The following is a 22,743-nucleotide window of genomic DNA, read 5'->3' on the forward strand; positions in this document are numbered from 1 at the left end:
AAGAGAAGTAGGTCGGGCCGGCCGAAGGACGGACCGAAAGCTCTTGCTCTTCGCTCCGAGCGACGAAGCGACGCAGTCGCCATAACAGGTCCGGCGCGAGGGCGGAGCTCATGGTGGGCCAGGGCCCACCCTATGACGGTCTCGGGAGCGGCCGGCCGAAGTGCTCACGGAATGCTCTTGCTCTTCGCTTCGAGCGGCGAAGCGCCGAAACAGGACAGGGGCGAGCATTGGGCTCATGGTGGGCCAGGGCCCAGCCTATTCCGCCCTCGGAAACGACAAAACCCGCGCAGAGCGCGGGCCTTGGCGAGACCGCGGAGAGCGGTCGGCAATATCGCGTCGCTGGCGCCCGCGTCGACGCGGGCCTCCGGCGATGCACGGGGCTCAGGGCCTCGTGCGAGGCATCACCAGACCACTTCGGCCATCGAACAGTTGAGGCCCGAGCCGATGCCCAGCAGGGCGATGCGCTGGCCCTTGCGCAGGCGGCCCATCTCCTTGAGCTTGGACAGCACGATCGGCACCGAAGCCGGACCGATGTTGCCGTGCTCCTGGAAGATGGTGTGCACCTTCCTGGGGTCGATACCGAAGGTCTTCAGCAGGGCTTCGGTGTGCACGCGGCTGACCTGGTGGACGACGAACTCGTCGAGCTCGTCGATCACCCAGCCCAACGCCTGGCGGGCGGCGCCGAAGGTGACCTGCGCCAGCTTCATGCCTTCGATCAGCAGCGACTTGGTGTCGGTGACCATGCGGTCGAGGTTGCCGCGGCAGAGGTGGCTCCACTGCGTGGCCGCGCGGGTGACGCCGCCGCGGTAGCGCGGCGCGTCCGGGGCGAGTTCGCGACGTGCCAGCACCATCGCCGCCGCGCCGCAGCCGAGCGTCAGCGAAGCGAGTTCGCTGCGGAACTCCTCGTCGGTGATGGTCGGGCTCAGCATGCGCTCGATGGTGCGTTTGTAGACCAGGTTGGCGGTCTCGCCGTCGACGATCAGGGCGTAGTCGATCTCGCCGCGCTCGATCATCCGGCTGGCGATGTCCATGCCGTTGAGGAAGGCGAGGCAGGCGTTGGCCACGTCGAAGTTCTGGCAGGTCTCGGGCAGGCCGAGGTTGCCGGACACGATGCTGGCGGTCGAAGGCTCGAGGAAGTCACGGCTGACCGAGGTGTTCACCAGCAGACCGATGCGGCCGCGCTCGATGCCGGCTTCGGCCAGGGCCTTCTCGGCGGCCAGGGTGGCGGCGTCCGAGGCCAGCACGTCGTCGTCCCACATACGGCGCGAGCGGATGCCGGCGATGTCCTGGAGGACGTCGGCGCGGATGTTCAGGCGCTCGAGCGTGGGCTTCAGCGTGGCGTTGATCTCGGCCGAACTCAGCGCGTTCGGCGCGTCGATGTGGGCCACACTGGCAATGGAAACGTGCTGGAACAGCATGGGATATCCGGTTTCTGGGAGCAGCAAAGCCTGCGAACGCTACCGGGCTTTGCCGGCGCTCGCAAGTTGAAGGCGTGGCAACTGCCGTGATCTGGCAAGCAAATCCGGGGATCAGGCGAACATCCGTGAAGGCCTCGGCCAGCGAGGAATCCGCGCCTCGAAACGTCCGGCCGGGGGTGGCAGGCAGCGGCGCGCGTCGGCGCCGCTGCCTGCGATACCGCTACTCAGCGCTGCACAGGCAGTGCGCCAGCACCCGCGCCGGCAGGCCGCGCACCGGCGGCGACATCAGCTCGATCTCCTCGCGCAGCTGGCGCACCACCGGCTGCTGGGCCAGGCCCTCGGGCAGGCCGAGCCGGCCGGCCACGGCGCGGGCGGTGGCGTTCTTGCCCATGTTGGCGAGGAAGGCCTCGAAGGGCGTCGGCTGCTTCTCGACATAGCTGACCTGGTAGGCGTCCTTCTCCAGCGCGGCGTAGCCGGCGGCGGCCTCGATGGCGTCGCGCAGGCCACCCAGCTTGTCGACCAGGCCGAGCTCCAACGCCTGCGCGCCGCTCCAGACGCGGCCGCGGCCGACCTTGTCGGCGTCTTCATAGCTCTTGCCGCGGGCTTCGGCGACGCGGTTGATGAAGTCGCGGTAGCCGTCCTCGATCACCGTCTGCAGGATGTTGCCGACCATCGGATCCATCGGCCGGGTGATGTCGAAGGCGCCGGCGATGCGGGTGGTGCCGACGCCATCGGTGCGCACGCCGATCCGCTCCAGCGGCTGCTCGGCGGTGAAGAACAGGCCGAAGATGCCGATCGAGCCGGTGATCGTGCTGGCGTCGGCGTAGATCTCCTGCGCATTCATCGAGATCCAGTAGCCGCCGGACGCGGCGACATTGGCCATCGACACCACGACCGGCTTGCCGGCGGCGCGGGTCAGCTCGACCTCGCGGCGGATCTGCTCCGACGGGAACACGCCGCCGCCGGGCGAGTCGACGCGCAGCACCAGGGCCTTGACGTCTTCGTCCTCGCGGGCGCGGCGGATCAGCGCCGAGGTCGACACGCCGCCGACCTGGCCCTGCGGCAGCTCGCCGTCGGCGATGCCGCCCTGGGCCACCACCACGGCGACCTTGGGACGGCTGTCGAAGGGCAGCTTCTCGCGGTCGAGGAAGCCGAGGTAATCGTCCAGATTGACCTGGCGGAAGGTGTGGTTCTCCTCGTCCTCGACGCCGCGCTCGATCATCAGCGCGCGGAACTCATCGGCGGTCTTCAGCTCATCGACCAGGCCCATGCGCAGGGCCAGCTGGCCGAGGTCACCCTGCACCGCGGCGACTTCGGTATCCAGGCCGTCGATCTGCGCCTGCAGGGTGGCGGCGTCGAGTTCGCGCAGTTCGGCGATCTCGCCGAGGTAGCGCTGCCAGATGTCGGTCATCCAGTACAGGTCGGCCTCGTTGGCTTCGGGCGAGGCGCTGTCGCGGATATAGGGCTCGGCGAAGCTCTTGTACTCGCCGACCCGGAACAGGTGGATCTTCACGCCCAGCTTGTCCTCCAGCGCCTCGCGGTAGTAGGCGCGGTAGCGGCCGATGCCTTCGAGGATCGCCGCGCCCGAGGGATGCAGGTAGATCTCGTCGGCATGCGCGGCCAGGTAGTAGCCGGCCTGGTCCATGTTCTCGGCGTAGGCGACGATCTGCTTGCCGCTGTCCTTGAAGCGCTTCAGCGCCGCGCCGACTTCGCGCAGCGCGGCGAAGCCGCCGCCGGCCATCTGGTCGGTGCGGATCACCATGCGCTCGATGCGCTTGTCGCTGGCCGCCGAGTCGATGGCGCGCACCAGGTCGCGCAGCTGCACCTCGGCCACGGTGTCGCCGGTGAGCTGACCGATCGCCCGCGAGGCCGGGTCGCTGCTGAACTGTTCGACGATCCGGCCCTTGGGCGCCAGCACGAAGGCGTTGCGCTCCTCCAGCTTGGGGCCGCCTTTCAGCACGGCGAACAGGATCAGGCCGATGACCAGCAGGAACAGCCCGTTCAGCACCAGGCGGCGGCTGAAGTTCAGGGCTTCCCACACGAAGACGAAGAAGTTGACGAAGGCGCCGCGCTTGGGCTGGTTCATGGACGGTCTCGACGGTTCTCTCTGGTTGGGGCCCGCGTGCGGCCCACGCGCGGCCGGGGCCGGTCGGGGTGCGGAGGGGTGAGGTGGCCGGCAGGATGCACCGGGGTTCGCGGGTGTGACGCGAAGGGCCGCGCAAGGGTAGTGCCTTACGCGTCCGCGGTCATGTGGCAGCGGTCGGCTGAGCGTTAGGCCGCGGCGGAGCGCCGCGCCGCAGCCGCCGCGCCAGGATCACGAAGCGGATCGTCAGCATCAGCGCCGCCGCCGACAGGCCGAGGATCAGCCCGTACCACATGCCGTGCGCCCCCTGGCCCTGGACGATGCCCATCCAGTAGCCCAGCGGCATGCCCAGGCCCCAATAGCTCAGTACGGTGATGATCGCCGGCAGGCGGGTGTCCTTGAGGCCACGCAGGGCGCCGGCCGAGGCCGCCTGGATGCCGTCGGAGAACTGGAAAGCCGCGGCCAGCACCATGAGCTGCGCGGCCAGCGCGGCGACGGCGGCGTCCTTGGTCCAGACCGAGGCGATCGCGCCGGCGCCGAACAGCAGCACCAGGGCCGAGACCAGCTGGGTGCCGCAGGTGATCGCATAGCCGGCGCCACCGGCCCAGGCCACGCCGCGCGGATCGCCGCGGCCGACCGCGTTGCCGACCCGCACGGTGGTCGCCATGGCCACGCCCAGCGGGATCATGAAGGTCACCGAGGCGAGATTGATCGCGACCTGGTGCGCCGCGGTCTGCAGGGTGCCGAGGCTGCCGATGATCAGCGCGGTGGCGACGAACAGGCTGCCCTCCATGAAGATCGAGAAGCCCATCGGCAGGCCGATCTTGAGCAGGTCGGCGATCGGCGCCCAGCGCGGCCAGTCGAAGCGGGCGAACAGATCAAGGTCGGCATAGCCGCGTCCGTAGCGCAGGGTCAGCGCATAGGCGATGGCCTGCACCCACAGCGTCGTCGCAGTGGCGATTCCGAGGCCCATCGCGCCCAGCTCGGGGGCGCCGAAGCGGCCGAACATCAGCGCATAGCCGAGCGGCAGCAGCAGGACCAGGCCGCCCAGGCCGATCACCATGGTCGGCTTGGTCAGCGAGACGCCCTCGCTGAGATAGCGGAAGCAGAAGAACAGGGCCAGCGCCGGCGCGCCTGCGGCCACGCCGCGCAGAAAGGCGCGCGCCTGCGGCCGCACGTCCTCGGCGACACCGGCCAGGGCCAGCAGCCAGTCGGCGTTGGCGACGAACACCGCCAGCGCGCAGCCCATGATCAGGGCCAGCCAGACGGCCTGGCGGAACACCGCGCCGATCTCGCCGCGGCGACCGGCGCCGTCGAGCTGGGCCACGGTCGGCGGTATCGCCATCAGCACGCCGATCACGATCAGGATCGCCACCGACCACACCGCGGTGCCGATCGCCACCGCCGCCTGGGTCAGGGCCGAGTGGCGCCCGGCCAGCACGGTGTCGATGACGTTCATCATCATCGAGGACAGCTGGCCCATCACCAGCGGCAGGGCCAGCACGGTGGTGGCGATGACCTCCGCGCCGAGTCGGCGGAAGAACGGAGGCTGGGGGGCTGACATGCGTGGCGGACCGTGAAGCGGGGGCGCTATGGTAGCTGCTGCCTTCCCCGACGAACCGCGCCATGGACAGCCGACCCGCCGAGACTTCGCCCCTGCACCAGCCCTCCGCGTCGCCACCGCTGCCGACGGCACGCCGCTGCGAGAACTGCGGCGCCGAGCTGCACGGCGAGCACTGCTACGCCTGCGGCCAGCCGACCAAGGGCCTGGTCCGGCACTTCAGCAGCATCATGGGCGACTTCGCCGACACCGTATTCAATGTCGACGGCCGCATCTTCCGCACGCTGGGGCCGCTGCTGTTCAAGCCGGGCTTCCTCAGCCTCGAATACTTCGCCGGCCGCCGCGTGCGCTATGTCAGCCCGGTGCGGCTGTTCGTGTTCACCTGCCTGATCGCCTTCCTCGCCTCGCGCTTCAGCGTCGACACCGGCGACATCACGGCGGAGCGGCCGGCCATCGAAGTGGCGTCGAGTTCGATGCTGGACGCGCAGACCGTGGCCGAAGTGGAGGCCGCGCGCGATGCCGCGCTGGCCGAGTTCGACAAGGCGCTCAAGGAAAGCCCCGACGTGCCGGGCCTCGCCATCGGCCTGCAGGCCGCGCGACAGGGCATCGAGGCCGAGGCGCAGCGACGCATTCGTCAGCTGCAGCAGGCGCAGGCGGCCGAGCCTGGCGCTGCCAGTCCGCAGGCGTCGGCCCCGGGCGACGCCGAAGACGAAGCCGGCAATACCGAGCCCGACAGCGCCGCAGCAGAAGCCAGCGTCGCGGCTGCAGCGCGCAGCGGCGCGGCGGCCGGCAGCACGCCCAGCGAGGCCCAGGCCGCCGGCAACCGTGCACTGCGCAGCTCGCTGAACTTCGGCAGCGGCACCTGGGACCCGGTCAGCAACCCGGTCAGGATCAGCTGGCTGCCGGAGGTCGCCAACGCCCGCCTTAATGCCTGGATCGGCCGCGCGCTCGACAACAGCGAACGGGTCAACAGCAATCCGCGGCTGTTGGCCGAGGCCTTCCTCGACTTCCTGCCGCAGACGCTGTTCGTGATGCTGCCGATCTTCGCGCTGATGCTGAAGCTGGCCTATGTGTTCAAGCGCCGGCTGTACATGGAGCACCTGATCGTCGCCCTGCACAGCCACGCCTTCCTCAGCCTCGCGGTGCTGCTGCTGGCGCTGGCGACGCTGGCGCGCGGCGCGCTGGGCAGCGGACTGCTGCACTCGACGCTGGGCTGGGTCGAGGTCGCGCTGATCCTCTGGATGCCGCTGTACCTGCTGATCATGCAGAAGCGCGTGTACCGCCAGGGCTGGATCCTCACCACCCTGAAGTACACCCTGCTCGGCACCGCCTATACCGTGCTGATCAGCATCGGCATGACCTTCACCCTGCTGCTCAGCCTGGTGGCGATGTAGGGGTGGAGCGCTTACGGGGATGAGGTACGAGGTTCGGTGGTGAGGCGTGGGGATCAGTGGTGAGGTGCGAGGTTCAGTGGTGAGGTGCGGGGCTGGCGGATGCGCTTTGCTTATCCGCCTTACGCGCACCACGGCTGCGGGTCTCGCTCACCGCATCGCGTCTCTCGAGTCGTAGGGCGGATAAGCAAAGCGGATCCGCCATGCGACGAACGCAAGGCCCGTGGTGCGCGACACGCGCACCCTACGATCCGAGAGACGCGATGCGGTGAGCGACACCCGCAGCCGCCGTTCGCGTAGGGCGCATAAGCGCAGCGCATGCGCCAACCGCGGAGCGGCAGGGGTCGCTAAGGCGCCCGCAAACCCACACTCGCCGCACGCTCACGAATCAGGCGCGTGCGCTCGGCCGGGTCGGCGGCCAGCAGCTCGGCGCGCAGGGCCTCACGCGCCAGCGGGTCGAGCCGGCGCGCCATCCGCCGCAGCAGCTCATGTTCCGGATCACCCAGCCCGCGCAGCAGGTCGAGGGTGCGCTCACGCTCTTCCTCCGGCACGAAGGCGAAAGCATCGCGCGCCAGCTCGGCCAGCTCGGCCGACTTGCCGGCCAGCAGCCCGCGTCGCACCGAATCCGGCAGGCCCTGGTGCTGGGCGCGCAGCGCCGCCTGCTGCTCCGGCGTGGCCTGCGCGAAACCCGCCTCCAGCGCGCGCAGGGTCGAGCGCGTCACCGCATCGAAGCTGCGCCAGCGTGCGTGGCGGTCGCGCAGCTCCGAGCGCGCCAGCGGGGCGAGCTCGCGGAAGGCCTGGGCGCGCTGCTCGAAGCGCAGCCGCGCCGCTGCGTCCATCACCTCCCACTGCTCGGCGCGCCGCTGCAGGGCGGCGCGCTGCGAGGGCAGCAGGTTCGGCCACTGCAGGCGCCAGGGCTGCAGGGCCGGCAGCTCCGGCGGCGGTGCCGGCGCATCGACCAGCAGGGCCGGGCCGGCCACCGCGGCATCCACCGGCGCCGCCGGCAGCACGGCGGGCTCCAGGGTCGCGTCGGCACCGGCCATCGGCAGCAGCGGCGCTGCGTCCGCCAGCGCATCGGGCTCGTCGAGCGCGGCCGGATCGAGCACCGGCTCGCCGCCGCCCTCGCTGAGCCGCCACAGCAGGAAATCCAGCGCCTGCAGGGTGGCGAAGTCGACCTCGTCCGCCCACAGCTCGAACTCTGGCGCCGACAGCGGCACCTGTTCGACCACCGGCGGCGGTGCGGCCGGCGGCGCCTGCAGGCGCTGCTGGGCCGGGTCCAGCAGCAGCAGGAAGTGCAGCTGCGGGGCGAACAGCGCGCCCGCGAAGCAGGCGGCGGCCGCCACCCCCAGCGCGAGCCGCAGCGCGCCGCGCGCGGGCGGCGCCGGCGGCAGCGCCTCAAGAAAAGCCGTGCGCAGGGCCTGCGGCCAGTGCGGATCGCGCGTCGTGAAGCGTCGGCCCAGCAGCAGCCACTCGCGTTCCAGGCGCGCCAGCGGGCGCCCCTGGAGTTCGGCGATGCGCTGCAGCGGCAGGCCGCCCAGCACGCGCAGGGCGATCAGGTCGCGCGCGCCCGCCGGCAGGGCGGACCACAGGCGCAGCCAGGGCGAGTCGGTGTCGGGGGTCGGAGGCACGCGGCTGTCGCCCAGCGCCAGCAGCCGCGCATGTCCCTGCTCGAAACCCTGCACGCGCGCAGCCGGCAGGCCCTCGCAGGTCAGCCAGGCCTGCAGCAGGGCCTGGGAGCGGACGGCGGCGGCATCGGGCATCGGCAGCATCGGGGCAGCGGGTGGCCGCGGAGTGTAGCCGCAGCGGTCGCGCCCCTCGTGCAGACCGCGCCGCGGCGTGCCGATACCGCGCCCGACCTCGCGCCCGAAATCGCGCTGCTGTGCGGCTTGACTTATGCGCAGCTGGCGCTCTCCCGCCTGCCGTCTCGCTTCCGTGGGGCTTGACTTGTGCACAGGCTGCAGAAACCCCCTTCGGCGGCGGATGCCGCGGCCCGCCGCAGCGGACACCTGTCACATTTGCCAGTCGGAACAATTGCAAGTCATTGATTCGAAAGGCCCCTGAGTCATGGTCAAATTTTCGCCACAATCCCCGCAGAGCCCGCGCCAGCGGCCCGGCGGGGCTGTCATCCGGGCTTCATCCACCGACTTATCCACAGGCTGTGTGGATAAGCCGGAAACTCCATGCGCACCGGCGACTTAGGGGGTTTTCGTCAGAACCGCGTGAGGAATGCCCGCCAAGTGCCCCCGGTCGGCGCCAAGCGGCTGGCTACACTGGCCGGATGTTCGCCTTCACCGCCCTGCGCGTCGCCCTGCCCCTGCCCCTGCCGCAGCTGTTCGACTACGCCCCGCCCGCACGGGCGACGGTCGACGCCGGCTGGGTCGGCTGCCGCGTGCGCGTGCCTTTCGGCCGCGGCCATGCCATCGGCGTGGTCGCCGAGGTCGGCCCGCCGGAGATCGACCCGGGCAAGCTCAAGCCGGCGATCGAACGCCTCGACACCAAGCCACTGATCGCCGGCGAACTGCTAGCCAGCCTGCGCTGGGCCGCCGGCTACTACCAGCGGCCGCTGGGCGAGGTGCTGGCCGCGGCGCTGCCCGTGGACCTGCGACAAGGCAAACCCCTGCCCGATACCGCCCCGCTGGCTTGGCGACTCACAGCTATTGGCGCCGCCAACCTGCGCCAGCTGCGCACCGGCGGGCGCCCGCGCCAGCTCGCCGACTGGCTGGCCGAGGCCGGCGCGCTCGATGCCGCCGCCCTCAACCAGCGCCTGCCCGACTGGCGCCCGGCCCTGCGCAGCCTGATGGGCCGCGGCTTTGTCGAGGAATGCCTCGGTGCACATGCCCTGCGCGCTCCCGAACGCGCCCCACCCGCGCTCAACCCCGAGCAGACCGCCGCCGCCGAACGCATCCGACAGGCGCTCGGCCAGTTCGACCCGATCCTGATCGAAGGCGTCACCGGCTCGGGCAAGACCGAGGTCTATCTGGACGCTATCGAAGCCGCGCTCAGCCGCGGCGAGCAGGCCCTGATCCTGGTGCCCGAGATCGGCCTCACCCCGCAGACCCTGCGGCGCTTCCAGCAGCGATTGCCGGTGGAGGTGCACAGCTTCCATTCGGGCATGGCCGAAGGCGCCCGCGCGCGCGCCTGGACAGCGATGCGCCGCGGCGAGGCCCGCGTGCTGGTCGGCACGCGCTCGGCGGTGTTCGCGCCGCTGCCGCAGCCCGGCCTGATCATCATCGACGAGGAGCACGACAGCAGCTACAAGCAGCAGGACGGCTTCCGCTACCACGCCCGTGACTTCGCCCTGGTGCGCGGAAAGGCGCTCAACATCCCGGTGGTGCTGGGCAGCGCGACGCCGGCGCTGGAGACCCTGCAGCTGGCGCGCAGCGGCCGCCTCGCCCACGTGCAGCTGAAGAAGCGCGCCGCCGCCGCGCGCGCCCCGCATGTGCGCGTGCTGGATGCGCGCCGCCAGCGCCTGACCCACGGCCTCAGCGAGCCGGCCTTCCAGGCGATTGCCGAGTGCCTGCAGCGCGGCGAACAAGCCCTGGTGTTCCGCAACCGCCGCGGCTACGCGCCCGCCCTGCTCTGCCACGACTGCGGCTTTCGCGCCAACTGCAGCCGCTGCGATGCGGCGCTGACCCTGCACGGCCGCGACCGCCTGATCTGCCACCACTGCGGCCACCGCGAACGCGCCCCCACGGCCTGCCCCGATTGCGGCAGCCTGGCGCTGATGCCGCAGGGTGCCGGCACCGAACGCGTCGAAGTGGCGCTGGCCGAACGCTTCCCCGACGTGCCCCTGGTGCGCATCGACAGCGAGACCACCCGCGACCACGGCGACCTGGCCCGCCACTTCGACACGCTGGGGCAAGGCGCCGGCCTGATCGTCGGCACCCAGATGCTGGCCAAGGGCCACGACCTCGCCAAGCTCTCGCTGGTGGTGGTCGTCACCATCGACGAAGGCCTGTTCAGCGCCGACTTCCGCGCCGCCGAAAAGCTCGCCCAACTCCTCATCCAGGTCAGCGGCCGCGCCGGCCGCGCCCAGGCCCCGGGCGAAGTGCTCCTGCAAACCCACCACCCCGAGCACCCGCTGCTGGCGACGCTATTGGCCGGCGGCTATCCGGCCTTCGCCAAGCTCGAACTGGCGGAACGCGAGGCCGCGGGGTTTCCGCCCTTCGCCCATCTGGCCCTGCTGCGCGTCGACAGCCATCGGGAAGATGCGCTGCAGCTGTTCATGCGCGAGGCGCATGCGGCGGCGCGTTCGATCGTGGCTTCAGATCCGAGCTTGAGCGTGGAGGTGCATGCGCCGATGCCGGCACCGATGGCGCGGCGGGCGGGACGGATGCGCGCGCAGATGCTCTTGTCGGCGAAGCTCAGGGCGGGGCTGCAGGCGGTGTTGCGGGCTTGGAATGTGGAGTTGTTTGGGTTGAAGAGTGGAAGGGGGGTGCGGTGGAGCCTAGATGTGGATCCGGGGGATTTGTATTGAATCGCTTCCAAGCGAGAGGCGGCTTGTCGGCGTATCCGGGTCTGCATGAGGTTCACGAATGAGATCTCCGAGCTCTGGGTGCAGTGTTTCGCGTCGTGCAAGTGATCGCCCCCGACTAAGGACTGCGACTGCGAGGGTCCGAGCGGGGATTTCGCGGGAGCTGCGCGCCTGAGCAAGCTCAGCGGCATGGCTCCTGCATACTCCCGGCGCGCGCACGCCAATGAAGTGCGCCGCGCGCTCTCCGGGCGCTCGTCCGGACTCCTTCAAGACACACGCAGAGGGCCTTCGCATGTCGGATGGATTGCTGTCCAAAGCCCGCGAGCAAATACAGCGGCAGGTCTTGGCTATCGAGCAGCGCACCGACCTGACCGATGACGAGAAGGTCCGTCAGATCGTCGTGATCTTCTCGACGGTCTGTGCGGGCGTAGCCGTCCAGCCCATTCCCTTCGCCGACATCTACATCCTCACGCCCTTGCAGGCCTTCATGGGGACCCGGATCTCGTCAATCCGCGGTGTCCCGCTGAGCGAGAAGCAGACGACCGAGGTGATCAAGGAGCTGATGGGCGTTGTGGGCATGGGCATGCTCGCCCAGCAGCTTGGCATCGCGGCGGCCAAGATCTTCTTCCCGATCTTTGGAGGCATCGCGACGATCCCTGTGGTGTTCACGCTTACCTACGGGATCGGCCATTTGATGGACGTGTATTTCATCAGCAAAGCCCAAGGTCGAACCCTTTCGGCCGCCGAGCTCAAGCAGGCCTGGAAGAAGGCCAAGGCCGAAGGCGAGGCCGAGGGCAAGCGGCGCGAGGCGGACATCAAGCGTGATGCGCCCCCGTAAGCCCGCCGTCCACTACCTGCGCCGCCACTTCGACGAGGCGGCGATCTTGGCCGTGGCCGCCAAGTTGGCCTTTGAAGCGAGTCCGAACTTCTCCGAATCCGAGCTCGCGACCATCGCGGCGATCCAGCGAGCGCATCCCTTTGTCGGCACGGACACAGAGGCCTTGGGCCAGTGGCTCGCGGGCATGGACGAAGGTCAGATCGCCGGCGTGGTCAGCAACGCCAAGGGCGTCCTGCATGAGATGGAGTTCGTGCGCCTCGAGAACGAGGACGGAGACAGCGTGCATGCCGCGCTGTTTGCGGCCACCAACCAGCCCGGGTTCGACATCCAGTTCATGGATGCGGCAACCGGAGAGGCCTGGCAGGCGCAGCTCAAGGCATCCGACTCTGCTGCCTACGTGCAGGCCTGGCTCGACGAGTATCCCGACGGCGAGATCTTGGTGACCGAGGAGTTGGCGGCGCGGCTCGACCTTCCAGGCTCAGGACTGCACAACGCTGAGCTGACCGCTCGGACCTCAGATGTGGTCGACCGATTGCAGGAGGCCGGCGACGACGACACGCTTTGGGACTACTTCCCCGGACTGGCTACGGCCTCGATCGGGCTCGTTGCCTGGGAACTGAACCGGCGCTACCAGCGCGGCGACATCGACTTCGCGCGCTTCCGCTGGCTGCTGCTCAAGACCACCGGGCTCAAGGCTGCCAAGCTTGCCCTGCTGACCACCGCACTCATGATCCCCGGCCTCAACGTCGCTACCGGCGCAGCGTTGGTGGCTAGCATGATCTTCTCGGGCGCCGACCTGATTCGGCGCAGCGCAACAAGACCGGCGCGCTCGGCTTGACCGCCGTCGATGGGCAACCTCTACGCGAACGTACCACTCAACAATCTGACCCGCCTCACAGTGCTGGCGGCTAGGCCCTAAGCCGCATCCGCGCAGCAGAACACGGAGATATTGATGCGAGCAAGATAGTGGTGGCGCACCGGTGCTCGCTGTGGATGCTTGGGCTTTGTTGGCTTGATACCCGCTGGCTTAGATAATGCAAACGAAAAAAATGACGCAGTTGCATCTAGAGCATCTCGAAGCGAGAACTCGACCGTTTTTTTTTGAGGAACTTTGGCATGACGAAGGCCCGATGGTGGTGCTTGGCGCTGGCTCTTGGTTTCGGCCCAGAGGTCAGCGCGGCCGTGTACAAGTGCAAGACCTCTGAGGGTGAGGTTATCTACCAACAGGTGCCCTGCGCCTCAGGCCAAGACGAGGAGCAGGTCCGGATCCTCCGGGGGCCCAGTCGGGTGCAAATCGCAGAGGCACAGGCCAGACTACGCATGGCAGAAGTTGAGAAGGCTGCTAAGGAGCGTGCCGACCTTGAACAGGCCCTCGACAATGCGCTGATGGCCGAGAGCGCGCAGCGGGGATCGCCCGAGGCCGACGCCTACGCGGATCAAAGCAACACGCCTCATCAGGGCCCGTGCCCGCCTGGCAAGGTGCCACTGAACGCGAGTTCGATGGACCCGTCCCAGGGGTGGAGCAGCGGCAAAGGGTACGTGCCACTGCGCTGCGGCAATCCCAACGCATGGCGAGATGATCCACCGCCGCCACCGCCACCCCAGCGGTCTGGCCCGCAGCGCTTCCAGGACCAGCACGGCAACTGGTACTCGCAGCCGCCCGGCTCAGGGTTCGCCCGCGACGAGAGAACTGGCAGGCAGTGCCAGATGAGCGGGAAAGTGATCGTGCGCTGCGACTGACGTGCGGCGTGAGGCTCAGTGGGGCACCACTGGCGTCACAGCGCGAAGGTCAGGTTTTGTTTTGACACATCCCCGCGCTCAGCCCCGCCACGGATCCACCAGCACCACGCCCGTCTCGCGAATGTCCGCCACGTTCCGCGTCGCCAGCGGCGCCGAGTGGACGCGGGCGATGGCGGCGATCCTACCGTCGGGTGCGCGCTTCGAGCGACCCGGCGCGCCGCCTCGCCCATCCGCTCGCCGTAGCTCAGCGCGGCCTCTTCGGTAAGCGCAAAAAGGCGCCCGGCGAAGCGGCTGCGCCAGGCCTCCAGACCATCGGCCAATCGCTGGGCGCGTTCGTCGGGGCGGATCGTGCGGATGCCGAAGGCGAGTTCGGCGATCACCACCGCGGCGCGAGGGTCAGGTCTTGTTTTGACACATCCCCGCGCTCAACCCCGCCAAGGATCCACCAACACCACGCCCGTCCCACATTCCGCGTCGCCGGCGGCGCCGCGTGGACGCGGGCGATGGCGACGGTGGAGATGGCCTTGGTGGCGGCGCACCTGATCGAGCGCTTCGATCTCGCGTCGACCGACCGCGGCGCCCTGCCGGAACCCTTGATCGATCTCGCGCTGAAGCCGAAGCAGGCCCTGCGCCTGCGGTTCACGAAGCGCGCGCTCAGCGCTCCGAGTGCGCCGCCTTGAGCCAGTGCCGGCGCTTGAACAGCCCCGGTTTGATTAGGTCGACGAAGGCGCGAGCCGGCCGCTCAAGTCGATGTTGAGTGCGACGCGGTCGCAGCGGGCATCGGGGGTGTCGATCATTGTGGCGGTCAGGGAGCCCATGGCGGGGTGATGCGGCATGGAAGGCTCAGAGCATGCGAAAAAAGAGCCATGCGCCTACTGCGGCCGCCTCTGGCCGCCCGCGGCGGCAGCACGCTCCGCGAATTCCGCGGTCATTTGGCTCACCAAACTCCCTTGAGTTCACGTACCGCGCTTTACCGCGAACGCCCAGAGACGCCCTCGCTACGGCATCTGGGTGTTTTCACACGCTCTCCGCCCTTACATGCGGTCGAGGATGCGGCGGTCGCGCACGATCCACTGATGCCAGAGCGCAGCGCCGACGTGGAGCGCCGCAACGCCGGCCAGCGCCCACGCGCCCCAGACGTGCAGGTACCAACCGATGACAAGCGACGTCTCGTCATCCGGTCGCGTGGACAACACCGGAGCGACGTGCAGAAGACCGAAGAGGTCCAAGGGCGTCCGCATCCACGCCCACAGCACCAGCCCGCTCAGCGGCAGGAGCAGCATCAGCGCGTAGAGCGCTGCGTGTACAACGGCGGCGATCCGCTGCTGCCATCGCGGATCACCCAAGGGCGGGGGCGGCGTCGGTCGCCAGAAGCGCACGGTGAGCCGCAGGGCCAGCAATACCAGCAGCACCACACCGAGCTGCAGGTGCGCGGCCATGAGAGCCTTGCCCAGCAGGGCGTCGTCCACGCGCTCGGAAAGCCATCCGAGCAGCCCCTGCACCGGCAGCGTCAAGGCAGTGGCCCAGTGCAGCCTGCGATGCAAACGCGAGTAGCGTCCCTCGATCCTGCTCATCGGCCTGCACCACATTCCGGGTATCCGGGTACGCCCGCTCCAAGCACGACGTCACGCGTAACCTCCCAGCCCGCAGGGCTGCGCCTCGGCATGACGACCCCAAGTCCACCCGTCCCCCGCGCCAGCTGACGCTCCTGATCCGGCGTGAGTTTCGAGTCGTCGCGAAACAGCAGGTCGTCCACGAGGTACGTGGCGCACCCGGGCTCGATCACCTGCATATGGATGTGTTCCGGAATGTCCGCCCCCGGATAGCTTCCCGGTCGAATGGTGACGATCCGATAGCGCCCTTCGGAGTCGCTGCGCACCCAGCCACGAAGCCGGCCGTGACGACGCGCCTCCCGGCCCAGGCCTTCCGTTTGGGCACCCGCCGGGTAGATTCCGGTGCTGTCGGTCTGGTGAAGGTAGATCAGCACGTCAGGACGGGGGTTGCCCACCGCATCGATGATGCGGCCATCCACCGTCATCGGCACGCCGGGCGTCGTCTTCTTCCAGAGAACGAGTTCGGTGGGCACCTCGGCGGGCAAGCCATCGAATGCCGCCTCGCAACCCTCGCAAGGCAGCCCGACGAGTGGCTCCTGCGGGCGATCGTCGCGGCCGGCGGCCGACGCTGATGCCAGCGCAAGCGCGACTGAAAGAGCGACGAATGCATTGCGTGCAATAGGCGTGTGCATCGGAGTACTCCTTGGGGTGGAGTTCCGAAGACGCCCGCACGCGGCAAGGTGTTAGCCGGATCCGGATTTCTCGTCGGCGATTCTCGGCAGGGCATCGCGCCAGTGCCACCACCACGCCTTGGTGCGTGGATACGGCAGGGCATCCCACGCACGATCCAGCGCTTCGCGATCCGCCTGTCTCAAACTCTCGCGACGTATGGCGCCTGCGGCGGGCACGACTTCCACGAAGCGATCGAATACGGGGCTGTCGGCGAGATTCGGGTGGCGCTGCATCAGCGAAAGCAGAGTGATCGCATCGGCGGGTCGTGCCAGCGCCGCGAGTGTCGCGATGGCGGGGTCGTCCAGGGTGATGGGGGCTTCTCGCGCATCGATGACTGCGAGTGCCAGCTTGAGTGCCGCCGGTGCATCCTGGGCGTGCGGCGTGCCGACGGCCTCGCCGTCACGCATGGCGACTTCGGCGCCCTGCGGCACCAGTACCTCGACCCCATCGCGTTCAAGCAGCACCCAGCCGCTGTCCACACGCAGCCAGCCGCGGCCGTCGAGGTCGCTCTGCACGCTGAATTCGCAGCCGAGGTCCCACAGCCTGCCTTTGGGGAGGACCACGCCAAACTGCTGAGGTGGAGCCCAGATGCGCGCCGACAGTTGGCCGTGGACCAGGCGCACGCGATGGCGACCCGTCGAGGTGGCCTGCATTTCGATCCGAGACGAAGGCTCCACCCTCAGTTCGCCGATGCGGGCCACGCGCAGGCGCGCCCAGCCATCCGCGCCGGTGACCAGCATGTCGCCCGGCGCCAATGCGGCTGGCGACCCGCCACCTTCGATGCGGACACCATGGCCGGCAATGACGGGCCAAGCGGCACCGTCTGGCCAAAGCAGCCGATGCTGCAACCACGCAGTGATGCCCACCGCAAGGAAGGCCAGTGTTGCGGCGAGCGCCATCCCGATCGCATGTCGGCGTCGTCGCCTCGGCAGCCGCCGCGGAGTCGTGGTGCGGCTCAGGGCGAAGGTGGAGAGCTGGCGCTCCAGCGTTTGGACGTCCCGATCGGGTGTTCCACGTCCGCTCCACAGGTAGTCATCGTGCCCGGTCATTGTTCGTTTTCCTGTTCGGGAAGGCCCAGGGCCTGGCGCAGCAGGTGCATGCCGCGGTGCAGGTTCACGCGAACGCTTCCCGGCGTCAGTCCGGTCCGCTCCGCGATTTCAGGGCCAGACAGTCCTTCAACCAGCCTCAGCATCAGCGTGAGGCGATAGGCCTCGGGAAGTGCCTTCAACGCGCGGAGCGCGCGTTCGGCATCCGCACGATCCTCGTGAGCAGCGACTCCTGATGCGCCATCGACCTCAACGCCAGTGAGTGGTGACGGCCGGCGCGCGAGGTCTGCTGCCGCGCGTCGCGCGATGCTGAGCAGCCAACCGCCAAATGCAGCGTCGTCGCGCAACGCAGGAAGGTGCTGCAGCGCGGTTTCGAACACCTGTTGCGTCAGGTCTTCGGCATCGGCCGGGGTGGCGCGACCGAGCAGGACGCCATGCACCACGGGTGCGTAACGACTGAACAGCGCCGCCCAAGCATGTGGGTCGCCTTGACGCGCCTGGCGTACCCAGTGGGCGGTGCTGCTGGACTCCATCCGATCTGGCTCCCTGCGAATTCACACGCTTTCAGGACGCGCCGGCGGGGTCGACCGTTAACACGGCGTATCGCCCTCCGTCCCCGCGGCCTTGCGGCATGGTGGCGCGACGAGGGCGAGGGTCAGCCTGGGCGAGGGACAGGTCTTGTTTTGACACATGCCCCGGCTCAACCCCACCGCAGATCCACCAGCACCGCCCCGTCTCCCAAAGGGTGCACCACCTTCCGCGTCACTAGCGGCGCTGAGAGAACACCGGCGATGGCAGCGCACCTGCCGTCGGGTGCGCCCATCGGTCGACCGGCGCGCCATGCAACCGGGCACTGCAGTGCCCATACCCGTGGGGCCCTCATCCCCGAGAAGTCGACATGCTGATCCATGCCTCACGCGGATTCTCCCTGCTGCTCCTGGCCGCATTTGCCCTACCGCTGCGCGCGGGCGATCCCATTGAGGCTGCTGCTGCGGCCATTCTGGAGCGTCACGCCGAGGCGCCTCTGCTGGTGCTGGGCGAGCTGCACGGTACGGTCGAAGCGCCGGCCCTGGTCGCCACGCTGGCGGCGCGTCTGCTCGATTCCGGAGCGCTCACCGTGGCGCTGGAAATTCCCGCACAGGAGCAGGCACGGCTTGACGCCTATCTGGCCTCCGACGGATCGACGCGGGCCCAGCGCGAGCTGCTTGATGGCGAGTTCTGGCAGCGCGCACCGGAACGCAGCGACGGTCGACGCAGCCGGGCGATGTTCGCGCTGATCGAACAGCTGCGACGGCTGCGCGCCACGCATCCGGAACTCCACCTGCTGGCGTTCGATGACACCGGCGTCTTCGATCACACGCGCAGCCGCGATGCCTTGATGTCCGACGCCCTGCGCGCCGCGCGGGCAGCGCACCCGGAGGCGAAGCTGCTGGTGTTGACTGGCAACTACCATGCGCGCCTCGATCAGTCGGCACGCGCACGCTCCGGCGATCGCTGGATCCAACCGCCGCTGCCGATGACCGCACAGCTGCAGGATCTCGGCGCGATCAGCATCAAGCTGAGCGCGGTCGAAGGTGAGCAGTGGGCCTGCCGCAAACCCACCGCCCCTTGCGGAGTCATCCCCCTGCCGCGGCCTGCGTTTGCGCCCAGCAGTTCCGGCCTTGCGGCGTCGAACGCGGCCACGGCAGCCGAGCCCGTGCGTGTGTGGTCCGGTGGCACCAGTTTCCATCTGGAGATCGAGCTGCCGCGCCTGAATGCCTCCGAGCCGATCGCGCTGGACGACGCCTTGCCCGCGCGCTGAGGAAATTCCTGGGCGACGCGCCTCGGCGAACGCTTTGTTGCCCGCATCGGGTGAGACCAGCCGCCAGCTCGGCGTCCGCTGCAGGCGATGACCGAGTCCAGACTTTGGCTGATGGCGGGCCGGGGCCCAGCCTATGCTCCGTGGATTCCGTGGCCAGGTTTCAGGTCAGGACGGCCAGGGTGCACCCCAGGCTCGGCGATGTGCGCTTTCCACTGTGCGCTCTCTCTGTCGCAGCGAGGCCTGACACCCCTGGGCCGCGACGCCCGGCGCGCGTGAGTGGCATCAAGCAACTGCCAACATGGGCCAAGGGGTGCCTGCGGACAGGTTCATCGACCGTTGTCGGCCACAGGCCTCGGCCCGCCCTCTGCGCGTCCCCGCAGGCGGTGCAGTACCGTTCATGCTCGGAATTTTCTCGCTGGTCGGAGAGTGGCCGCGCGTTGTCGCCTGCGGCCGCGTTCCTGCGCCCGGTTCTCCTGCCCGGTACTCGCGCGTTGATGTGCGAAACCGGCCGACCCCACCTTGCGGAGAACGCCGATGCCCCTGCGCCAGATCGCCAGCCGCCTGTCGACTGCCTGTTTCCTGATCGCCTTTTCCAGCTCCGAGCCAGCGCAGGCGGAGGTGCAGACCCTGCCCTCCTCCGCAGATCTCGCGGTGGTTCCGGAACTGGTGACCGCCGAGACCCCGGGCGACTTCCTGCTCGCCTTTGGCACCCGCACCGGTGCCTACGCGGTGCCGGTGGTGGACGGCGAACTGCATCCCAGCCAGAGCCTGGTGCCGACGGGCTGGGGCCTCTTTCCCGCCGCTTCGGTCCAGCTCAGCCGCATGCCGGGGCGGGGCATGCAGCTCGCCTTCGCCCAGGACAACCGCGCAGCGATTCCCTCCCTCACGCTGTGGTCGTCGGTGCTGGACAACAGCCTCAGGCCATCGGCGCCGGTGCGGATGCATTTCGCAGGCCCCGGCTCACGGGCCAGGCCCGCCGAGATCGACGTGCTTGCCGACGCTTCGGATGAGGTCTGCTGCAGTCTCGTCGCCTGGACCTACCCCGAAGCGCACCTGGCGCAACTCGAACTGCGCAATGCGCGCGGCGAGCGCGTCGCCAGTCATGAGTTCACGGTGGACGGCAGCACCGACGCGCGCGTGCGCCGGCCGTCGTTGGCCTATCAGGCCGATGCCGGCTTCTTCCTGGTCGCCTACGAAACCCGGCGCGATATCCGCGTGCGGCCGGTGTACGCAACGCGAACCTCTAACGGAAGCGGCAGCTTCAAGTCGATCGGCGCTGACCTGATCGTCGCCACCAAGACCCAGCCGGCCCGCTACGAGGACCTGGTCGACGGCCATCCGCACGTCGCCTACTCGGCCGAGCTGCGCCAGTTCCTTGTGACCTGGCTCGACCACACGAGTAGCACGGGCACTGCGCGACGGGTGATGGCGCGCGCCTTGACCCGCGCGGGCGTGCCCAGTGGCGCCAGCTTCGTCGTGCAGACCAGCTGCGCGCCCAGCAACTGGACCTGCCTGCTGACGCGTCCGACCGCCGACGGCGCCCCGCAGGTATTCGCGATGCCCGGTGGCTTCCAGCTGAGCTTCGCCGCCATGCCCTGGAACCAGGCGGGTCGTTCCTGGGGCGTGCTGGGCTTTCGGCTCACGGCCGCCAGCAGCGGTTTCAACCTGAGCTCGCAATGGCTGCCGGGCAGCCTGGAGCAAGCGCGGATCAGCGCATTGCGCACGGCCTACGACGCGCGCTCCGGCATCGCTGCGGCGACGTGGCTGGCTACCACCCGCGACCCAGCGGGCCCGCTGGTTTTCGAGGAGACCTCGCTGAAGTTCGCCGACTTCCTGCCGTAGCCGGGCAGCGCGCAGCTGCGGAGCGACGCGGGGCACGCGACGCGGTTCGACCATCGTGTGCGCCGCGACGGTCCACCGCATTTGCTGGGCCTTGGCCCCGCGCAGCGCTGAAGCGCGCTCCGGTGAATCCGACGACGGGGGCGCGTGGCGAAGGCGCAGCGATGACCAGGGCCAGGTTTCGGGCCAGGGTGAACCAGGGCCCATCCGATGGCAGACGCGAGGCGCAGCAGCCCGGAGGGCTTGGCGGGTGGTCCAGCTGCTGGCTTCAAGCCACTTGCAACTCGAGCACGCGGCCATCAGGCGATGCCGTGAGAGCACGGCGAGCGTGAAGCTGCGGGTGGGCCGGTGCCCACCCTATGGCGTTCGCAGGATGCGGCAGCCCCGACGTGACACCGCTTGGTAGACGACGCAGCGGAAGCGCATGCTCTCCGTGAGACTGGCGAGGCCTGCGCCGTGGCCGGAGCACGATGCCGCGGCCGATGGGGGAATGTCGGAGGGGGGCACGCCAGTCCGTATCGGCACCACGGGAACTGTTCGTCCACGTCCAAGGGGAAGGTCATGCGTGTGCTGCTCTGTGTGCTCTGTCTGCTGTTGGGAACGTCTGCGCTGGCGCAGACCTCGGCGGTTCTGAACGCCAGCCCGGGTCCCAGCGACAACGGAAACTCGGCGGGTGCCGCCCTGCTGTTCGATCTTGAAGCCTCGACAGGCGTTGTCATCACCGGCTTCAGTACCGCCAGCAGTGCCCTGCCCGGTGCCACCTACCAGGTCACCGTGCATACGCGTCCGGGTACGGCGCTGGGTGGCCCGGTCAGCACGGGGCCCGGCAGCTCGCCCGACGGCTGGCGGAATCTCGGCAGCTTCACCGTGACCCAGGGCAGCGGCGAGGTCTCGCTACCGATCGCGCTGCCCTCGATCGCCATCGGGGCGGGGCAGACGCTGGGCGTCGCGGTGGTGTTTCCGGTGGGTCTGTCGGTGCGCTACGTGGGCATGGGCACACCGCCCATCCAGGCATTCTCCGACGGCAGCTTGACCCTGCGCAGCGGCGACGCGCGCTCCGCTCCGTTTACCACCGGAGGCGACTTCTTCTCGTCGCGCACGCTGGTCGGCAGCATCGAGTACCGGCTGGCGGACCCCACCCTGAACGCCAATCCAGGGCCGACGAACAACTCCGGCCTGGTCAACTCGGCGATGTTCTTCAACCTGCAGTCGGATACCGGCGCTGTGCTCCAGGGCCTGACCACGGCGACCACGTCGCCGCCCGGCACGCTGTTCCTGATCGATGTCTACACCCGGCAGGGGACGGCCCTGGGCAATGTGCCGGGGGCGGGCCCGGCCACATCGTCCGCCGGCTGGACCTTCCGCGGCACGGCGACCGGCATCCAGGGCGCCGGCGAGCTCACTCAACCGATGACGCTACCGAGCATTGCGGTACCCGCCGGACAGACGGTCGGCGTGGGCCTCGTCTACCGCGGGGTGCAGCCGCGCTACTTTGGAACGGCCGAAGCACCCATCGAGACCTACGGCACGCCGACGCTGACCTTGACCACCGGCGATGCGCTGTCGTCCCCCTTCAGCTCCGGCGCCCAGGTGTTCTCCTCGCGTGCGCTGGTCGGCAACCTGATCTGGCAGCCGGCCGGTCTGCCGCTTGGGCTCCACCCGGGGCCTGCGGACAACGGCAACAATTCCGGCACGGGCCAGTTCTTCGATGTGGTCGGCCCGTCGGATGCAGCGATTCGCGGTTTCCGCGTATCGACTGACGCCCCCCCCAACAGCACGTTCCAGGTTCAGATCCATACACGCAATGGCACTGCGCTGGGTGGCACTTCGAGCACGGGCCCCGGCAGCAGCAGCGCCGGCTGGACCCTGCACTCAACGTCCACCGTCACCCAGAGCGCCACGGGCCGCCTGTCGCAGCCCTTCATCATTCCGGAAATCCCGCTGGTGGCCGGACAGATTCGGGGCATCGGCGTGGTGATCACCGGGGCAGGCCCTGACTATCGTGGCGTTGGCAGTGGCTCCGTGGCGACCTATTCGACAAGCGGCGTCGAGGTCACCACTGGCGAGGCTCGCACCCAGCCATTCACGACCGGGGGCCAGCTGTTCCAGGGGCGCCAGTTCTTCGGCACCCTGTACTTCCGGCGCAACGAGCTGGTGTTCCGCAACGGCTTCGAGTGAGCGGGCAGGCCGGCAGCAGCGATAGGGTGGGCCCTGGCCCACCAGGGCTTGGGCTCACTCGGTGTGCAGCGCGTTCGAGCTCGCCGCTT

Annotated in this window: 18 protein-coding genes; 9 read left to right on the forward strand and 9 right to left on the reverse strand. The window is 69.1% G+C overall.

Annotation, left to right across the window (positions count from 1 at the left end; all coding sequences use genetic code 11):
- Window positions 1-401: 401 nt before the first annotated feature.
- The 3 genes from Q0654_RS17675 to Q0654_RS17685 form a co-directional block, all read right to left on the reverse strand.
- Window positions 402-1,418: a 3-oxoacyl-ACP synthase III gene (locus Q0654_RS17675; RefSeq protein WP_298856292.1), complete on the reverse strand. Its 1,017-nt coding sequence runs from the start codon at window positions 1,416-1,418 to the stop codon at window positions 402-404.
- A gap of 220 nt (window positions 1,419-1,638) precedes the next feature.
- A complete protein-coding gene (gene sppA / locus Q0654_RS17680) occupies window positions 1,639-3,504 on the reverse strand; it encodes a signal peptide peptidase SppA (RefSeq protein ID WP_298856293.1) in 1,866 nt (621 codons plus the stop codon).
- 160 nt (window positions 3,505-3,664) lie between these two features.
- On the reverse strand, window positions 3,665-5,065 hold the full coding sequence (locus tag Q0654_RS17685; protein WP_298856294.1) for an MATE family efflux transporter: 1,401 nt from the start codon (window positions 5,063-5,065) through the stop codon (window positions 3,665-3,667).
- Window positions 5,066-5,127: 62 nt separating this feature from the next.
- Here Q0654_RS17685 and Q0654_RS17690 point away from each other — a divergent pair, with 62 nt between their 5' ends.
- Window positions 5,128-6,456: a DUF3667 domain-containing protein gene (locus Q0654_RS17690; protein WP_298856295.1), complete on the forward strand. Its 1,329-nt coding sequence runs from the start codon at window positions 5,128-5,130 to the stop codon at window positions 6,454-6,456.
- 344 nt (window positions 6,457-6,800) lie between these two features.
- Here the strand turns inward: Q0654_RS17690 and Q0654_RS17695 are convergent, their stop codons facing one another.
- Window positions 6,801-8,213 carry a DUF3106 domain-containing protein gene (locus Q0654_RS17695; RefSeq protein WP_298856296.1) on the reverse strand — a complete coding sequence of 471 codons (1,413 nt, stop codon included), beginning with the start codon at window positions 8,211-8,213 and terminating at the stop codon, window positions 6,801-6,803.
- A 518-nt stretch (window positions 8,214-8,731) separates the two neighbouring features.
- On the opposite strand from Q0654_RS17695, the gene Q0654_RS17700 reads away from it, so the two are divergent.
- The 4 genes from Q0654_RS17700 (at window position 8,732) to Q0654_RS17715 (ending at window position 13,505) form a co-directional block, all read left to right on the forward strand.
- Window positions 8,732-10,930 carry a primosomal protein N' gene (locus Q0654_RS17700; protein WP_298856297.1) on the forward strand — a complete coding sequence of 733 codons (2,199 nt, stop codon included), beginning with the start codon at window positions 8,732-8,734 and terminating at the stop codon, window positions 10,928-10,930.
- A 289-nt stretch (window positions 10,931-11,219) separates the two neighbouring features.
- Complete coding sequence (locus Q0654_RS17705) at window positions 11,220-11,765, forward strand: hypothetical protein (protein WP_298856298.1); 546 nt, start codon at window positions 11,220-11,222, stop codon at window positions 11,763-11,765.
- 46 nt (window positions 11,766-11,811) lie between these two features.
- Window positions 11,812-12,603, forward strand: coding sequence for a hypothetical protein (locus Q0654_RS17710; RefSeq protein ID WP_298856299.1), 792 nt, complete (start codon window positions 11,812-11,814; stop codon window positions 12,601-12,603).
- Window positions 12,604-12,881: 278 nt separating this feature from the next.
- Complete coding sequence (locus Q0654_RS17715) at window positions 12,882-13,505, forward strand: DUF4124 domain-containing protein (protein WP_298856300.1); 624 nt, start codon at window positions 12,882-12,884, stop codon at window positions 13,503-13,505.
- A 35-nt stretch (window positions 13,506-13,540) separates the two neighbouring features.
- Here the strand turns inward: Q0654_RS17715 and Q0654_RS17720 are convergent, their stop codons facing one another.
- Entirely contained in the window at window positions 13,541-13,885 is a 345-nt protein-coding gene (locus tag Q0654_RS17720; RefSeq protein ID WP_298856301.1) for a hypothetical protein, read from the reverse strand.
- A 123-nt stretch (window positions 13,886-14,008) separates the two neighbouring features.
- Here Q0654_RS17720 and Q0654_RS17725 point away from each other — a divergent pair, with 123 nt between their 5' ends.
- A complete protein-coding gene (locus tag Q0654_RS17725) occupies window positions 14,009-14,185 on the forward strand; it encodes a hypothetical protein (RefSeq protein WP_298856302.1) in 177 nt (58 codons plus the stop codon).
- 354 nt (window positions 14,186-14,539) lie between these two features.
- Here the strand turns inward: Q0654_RS17725 and Q0654_RS17730 are convergent, their stop codons facing one another.
- Genes Q0654_RS17730 through Q0654_RS17745 form a run of 4 tightly spaced genes read right to left on the reverse strand, consistent with a single transcriptional unit; the run spans window position 14,540 to window position 17,369 of the window.
- On the reverse strand, window positions 14,540-15,094 hold the full coding sequence (locus tag Q0654_RS17730) for a cytochrome b/b6 domain-containing protein (protein ID WP_343230151.1): 555 nt from the start codon (window positions 15,092-15,094) through the stop codon (window positions 14,540-14,542).
- Window positions 15,076-15,750: a hypothetical protein gene (locus Q0654_RS17735; RefSeq protein ID WP_298856304.1), complete on the reverse strand. Its 675-nt coding sequence runs from the start codon at window positions 15,748-15,750 to the stop codon at window positions 15,076-15,078. The genes Q0654_RS17730 and Q0654_RS17735 overlap by 19 nt, the downstream gene beginning before the upstream one ends.
- A gap of 51 nt (window positions 15,751-15,801) precedes the next feature.
- The gene (locus Q0654_RS17740; RefSeq protein ID WP_298856305.1) at window positions 15,802-16,839 is read right to left on the reverse strand and encodes a hypothetical protein; all 1,038 of its coding nucleotides are present in this window, start codon (window positions 16,837-16,839) and stop codon (window positions 15,802-15,804) included.
- Window positions 16,836-17,369, reverse strand: coding sequence for a sigma-70 family RNA polymerase sigma factor (locus tag Q0654_RS17745; RefSeq protein ID WP_298856306.1), 534 nt, complete (start codon window positions 17,367-17,369; stop codon window positions 16,836-16,838). Before Q0654_RS17745 ends, Q0654_RS17740 begins: the two co-directional genes overlap by 4 nt.
- A 365-nt stretch (window positions 17,370-17,734) precedes the next feature.
- On the opposite strand from Q0654_RS17745, the gene Q0654_RS17750 reads away from it, so the two are divergent.
- From Q0654_RS17750 to Q0654_RS17760, 3 genes are all read left to right on the forward strand, one after another.
- Window positions 17,735-18,637, forward strand: coding sequence for a hypothetical protein (locus Q0654_RS17750; RefSeq protein ID WP_298856307.1), 903 nt, complete (start codon window positions 17,735-17,737; stop codon window positions 18,635-18,637).
- 534 nt (window positions 18,638-19,171) lie between these two features.
- Window positions 19,172-20,479, forward strand: a complete 1,308-nt coding sequence (locus Q0654_RS17755; RefSeq protein WP_298856308.1) for a hypothetical protein — start codon at window positions 19,172-19,174, stop codon at window positions 20,477-20,479.
- Window positions 20,480-21,037: 558 nt separating this feature from the next.
- The gene (locus tag Q0654_RS17760) at window positions 21,038-22,654 is read left to right on the forward strand and encodes a hypothetical protein (protein WP_298856309.1); all 1,617 of its coding nucleotides are present in this window, start codon (window positions 21,038-21,040) and stop codon (window positions 22,652-22,654) included.
- Window positions 22,655-22,743 lie beyond the last annotated feature (89 nt).

The sequence above is a fragment of the uncultured Aquimonas sp. genome (assembly GCF_937888285.1).
GTDB lineage: Bacteria > Pseudomonadota > Gammaproteobacteria > Xanthomonadales > Xanthomonadaceae > Aquimonas.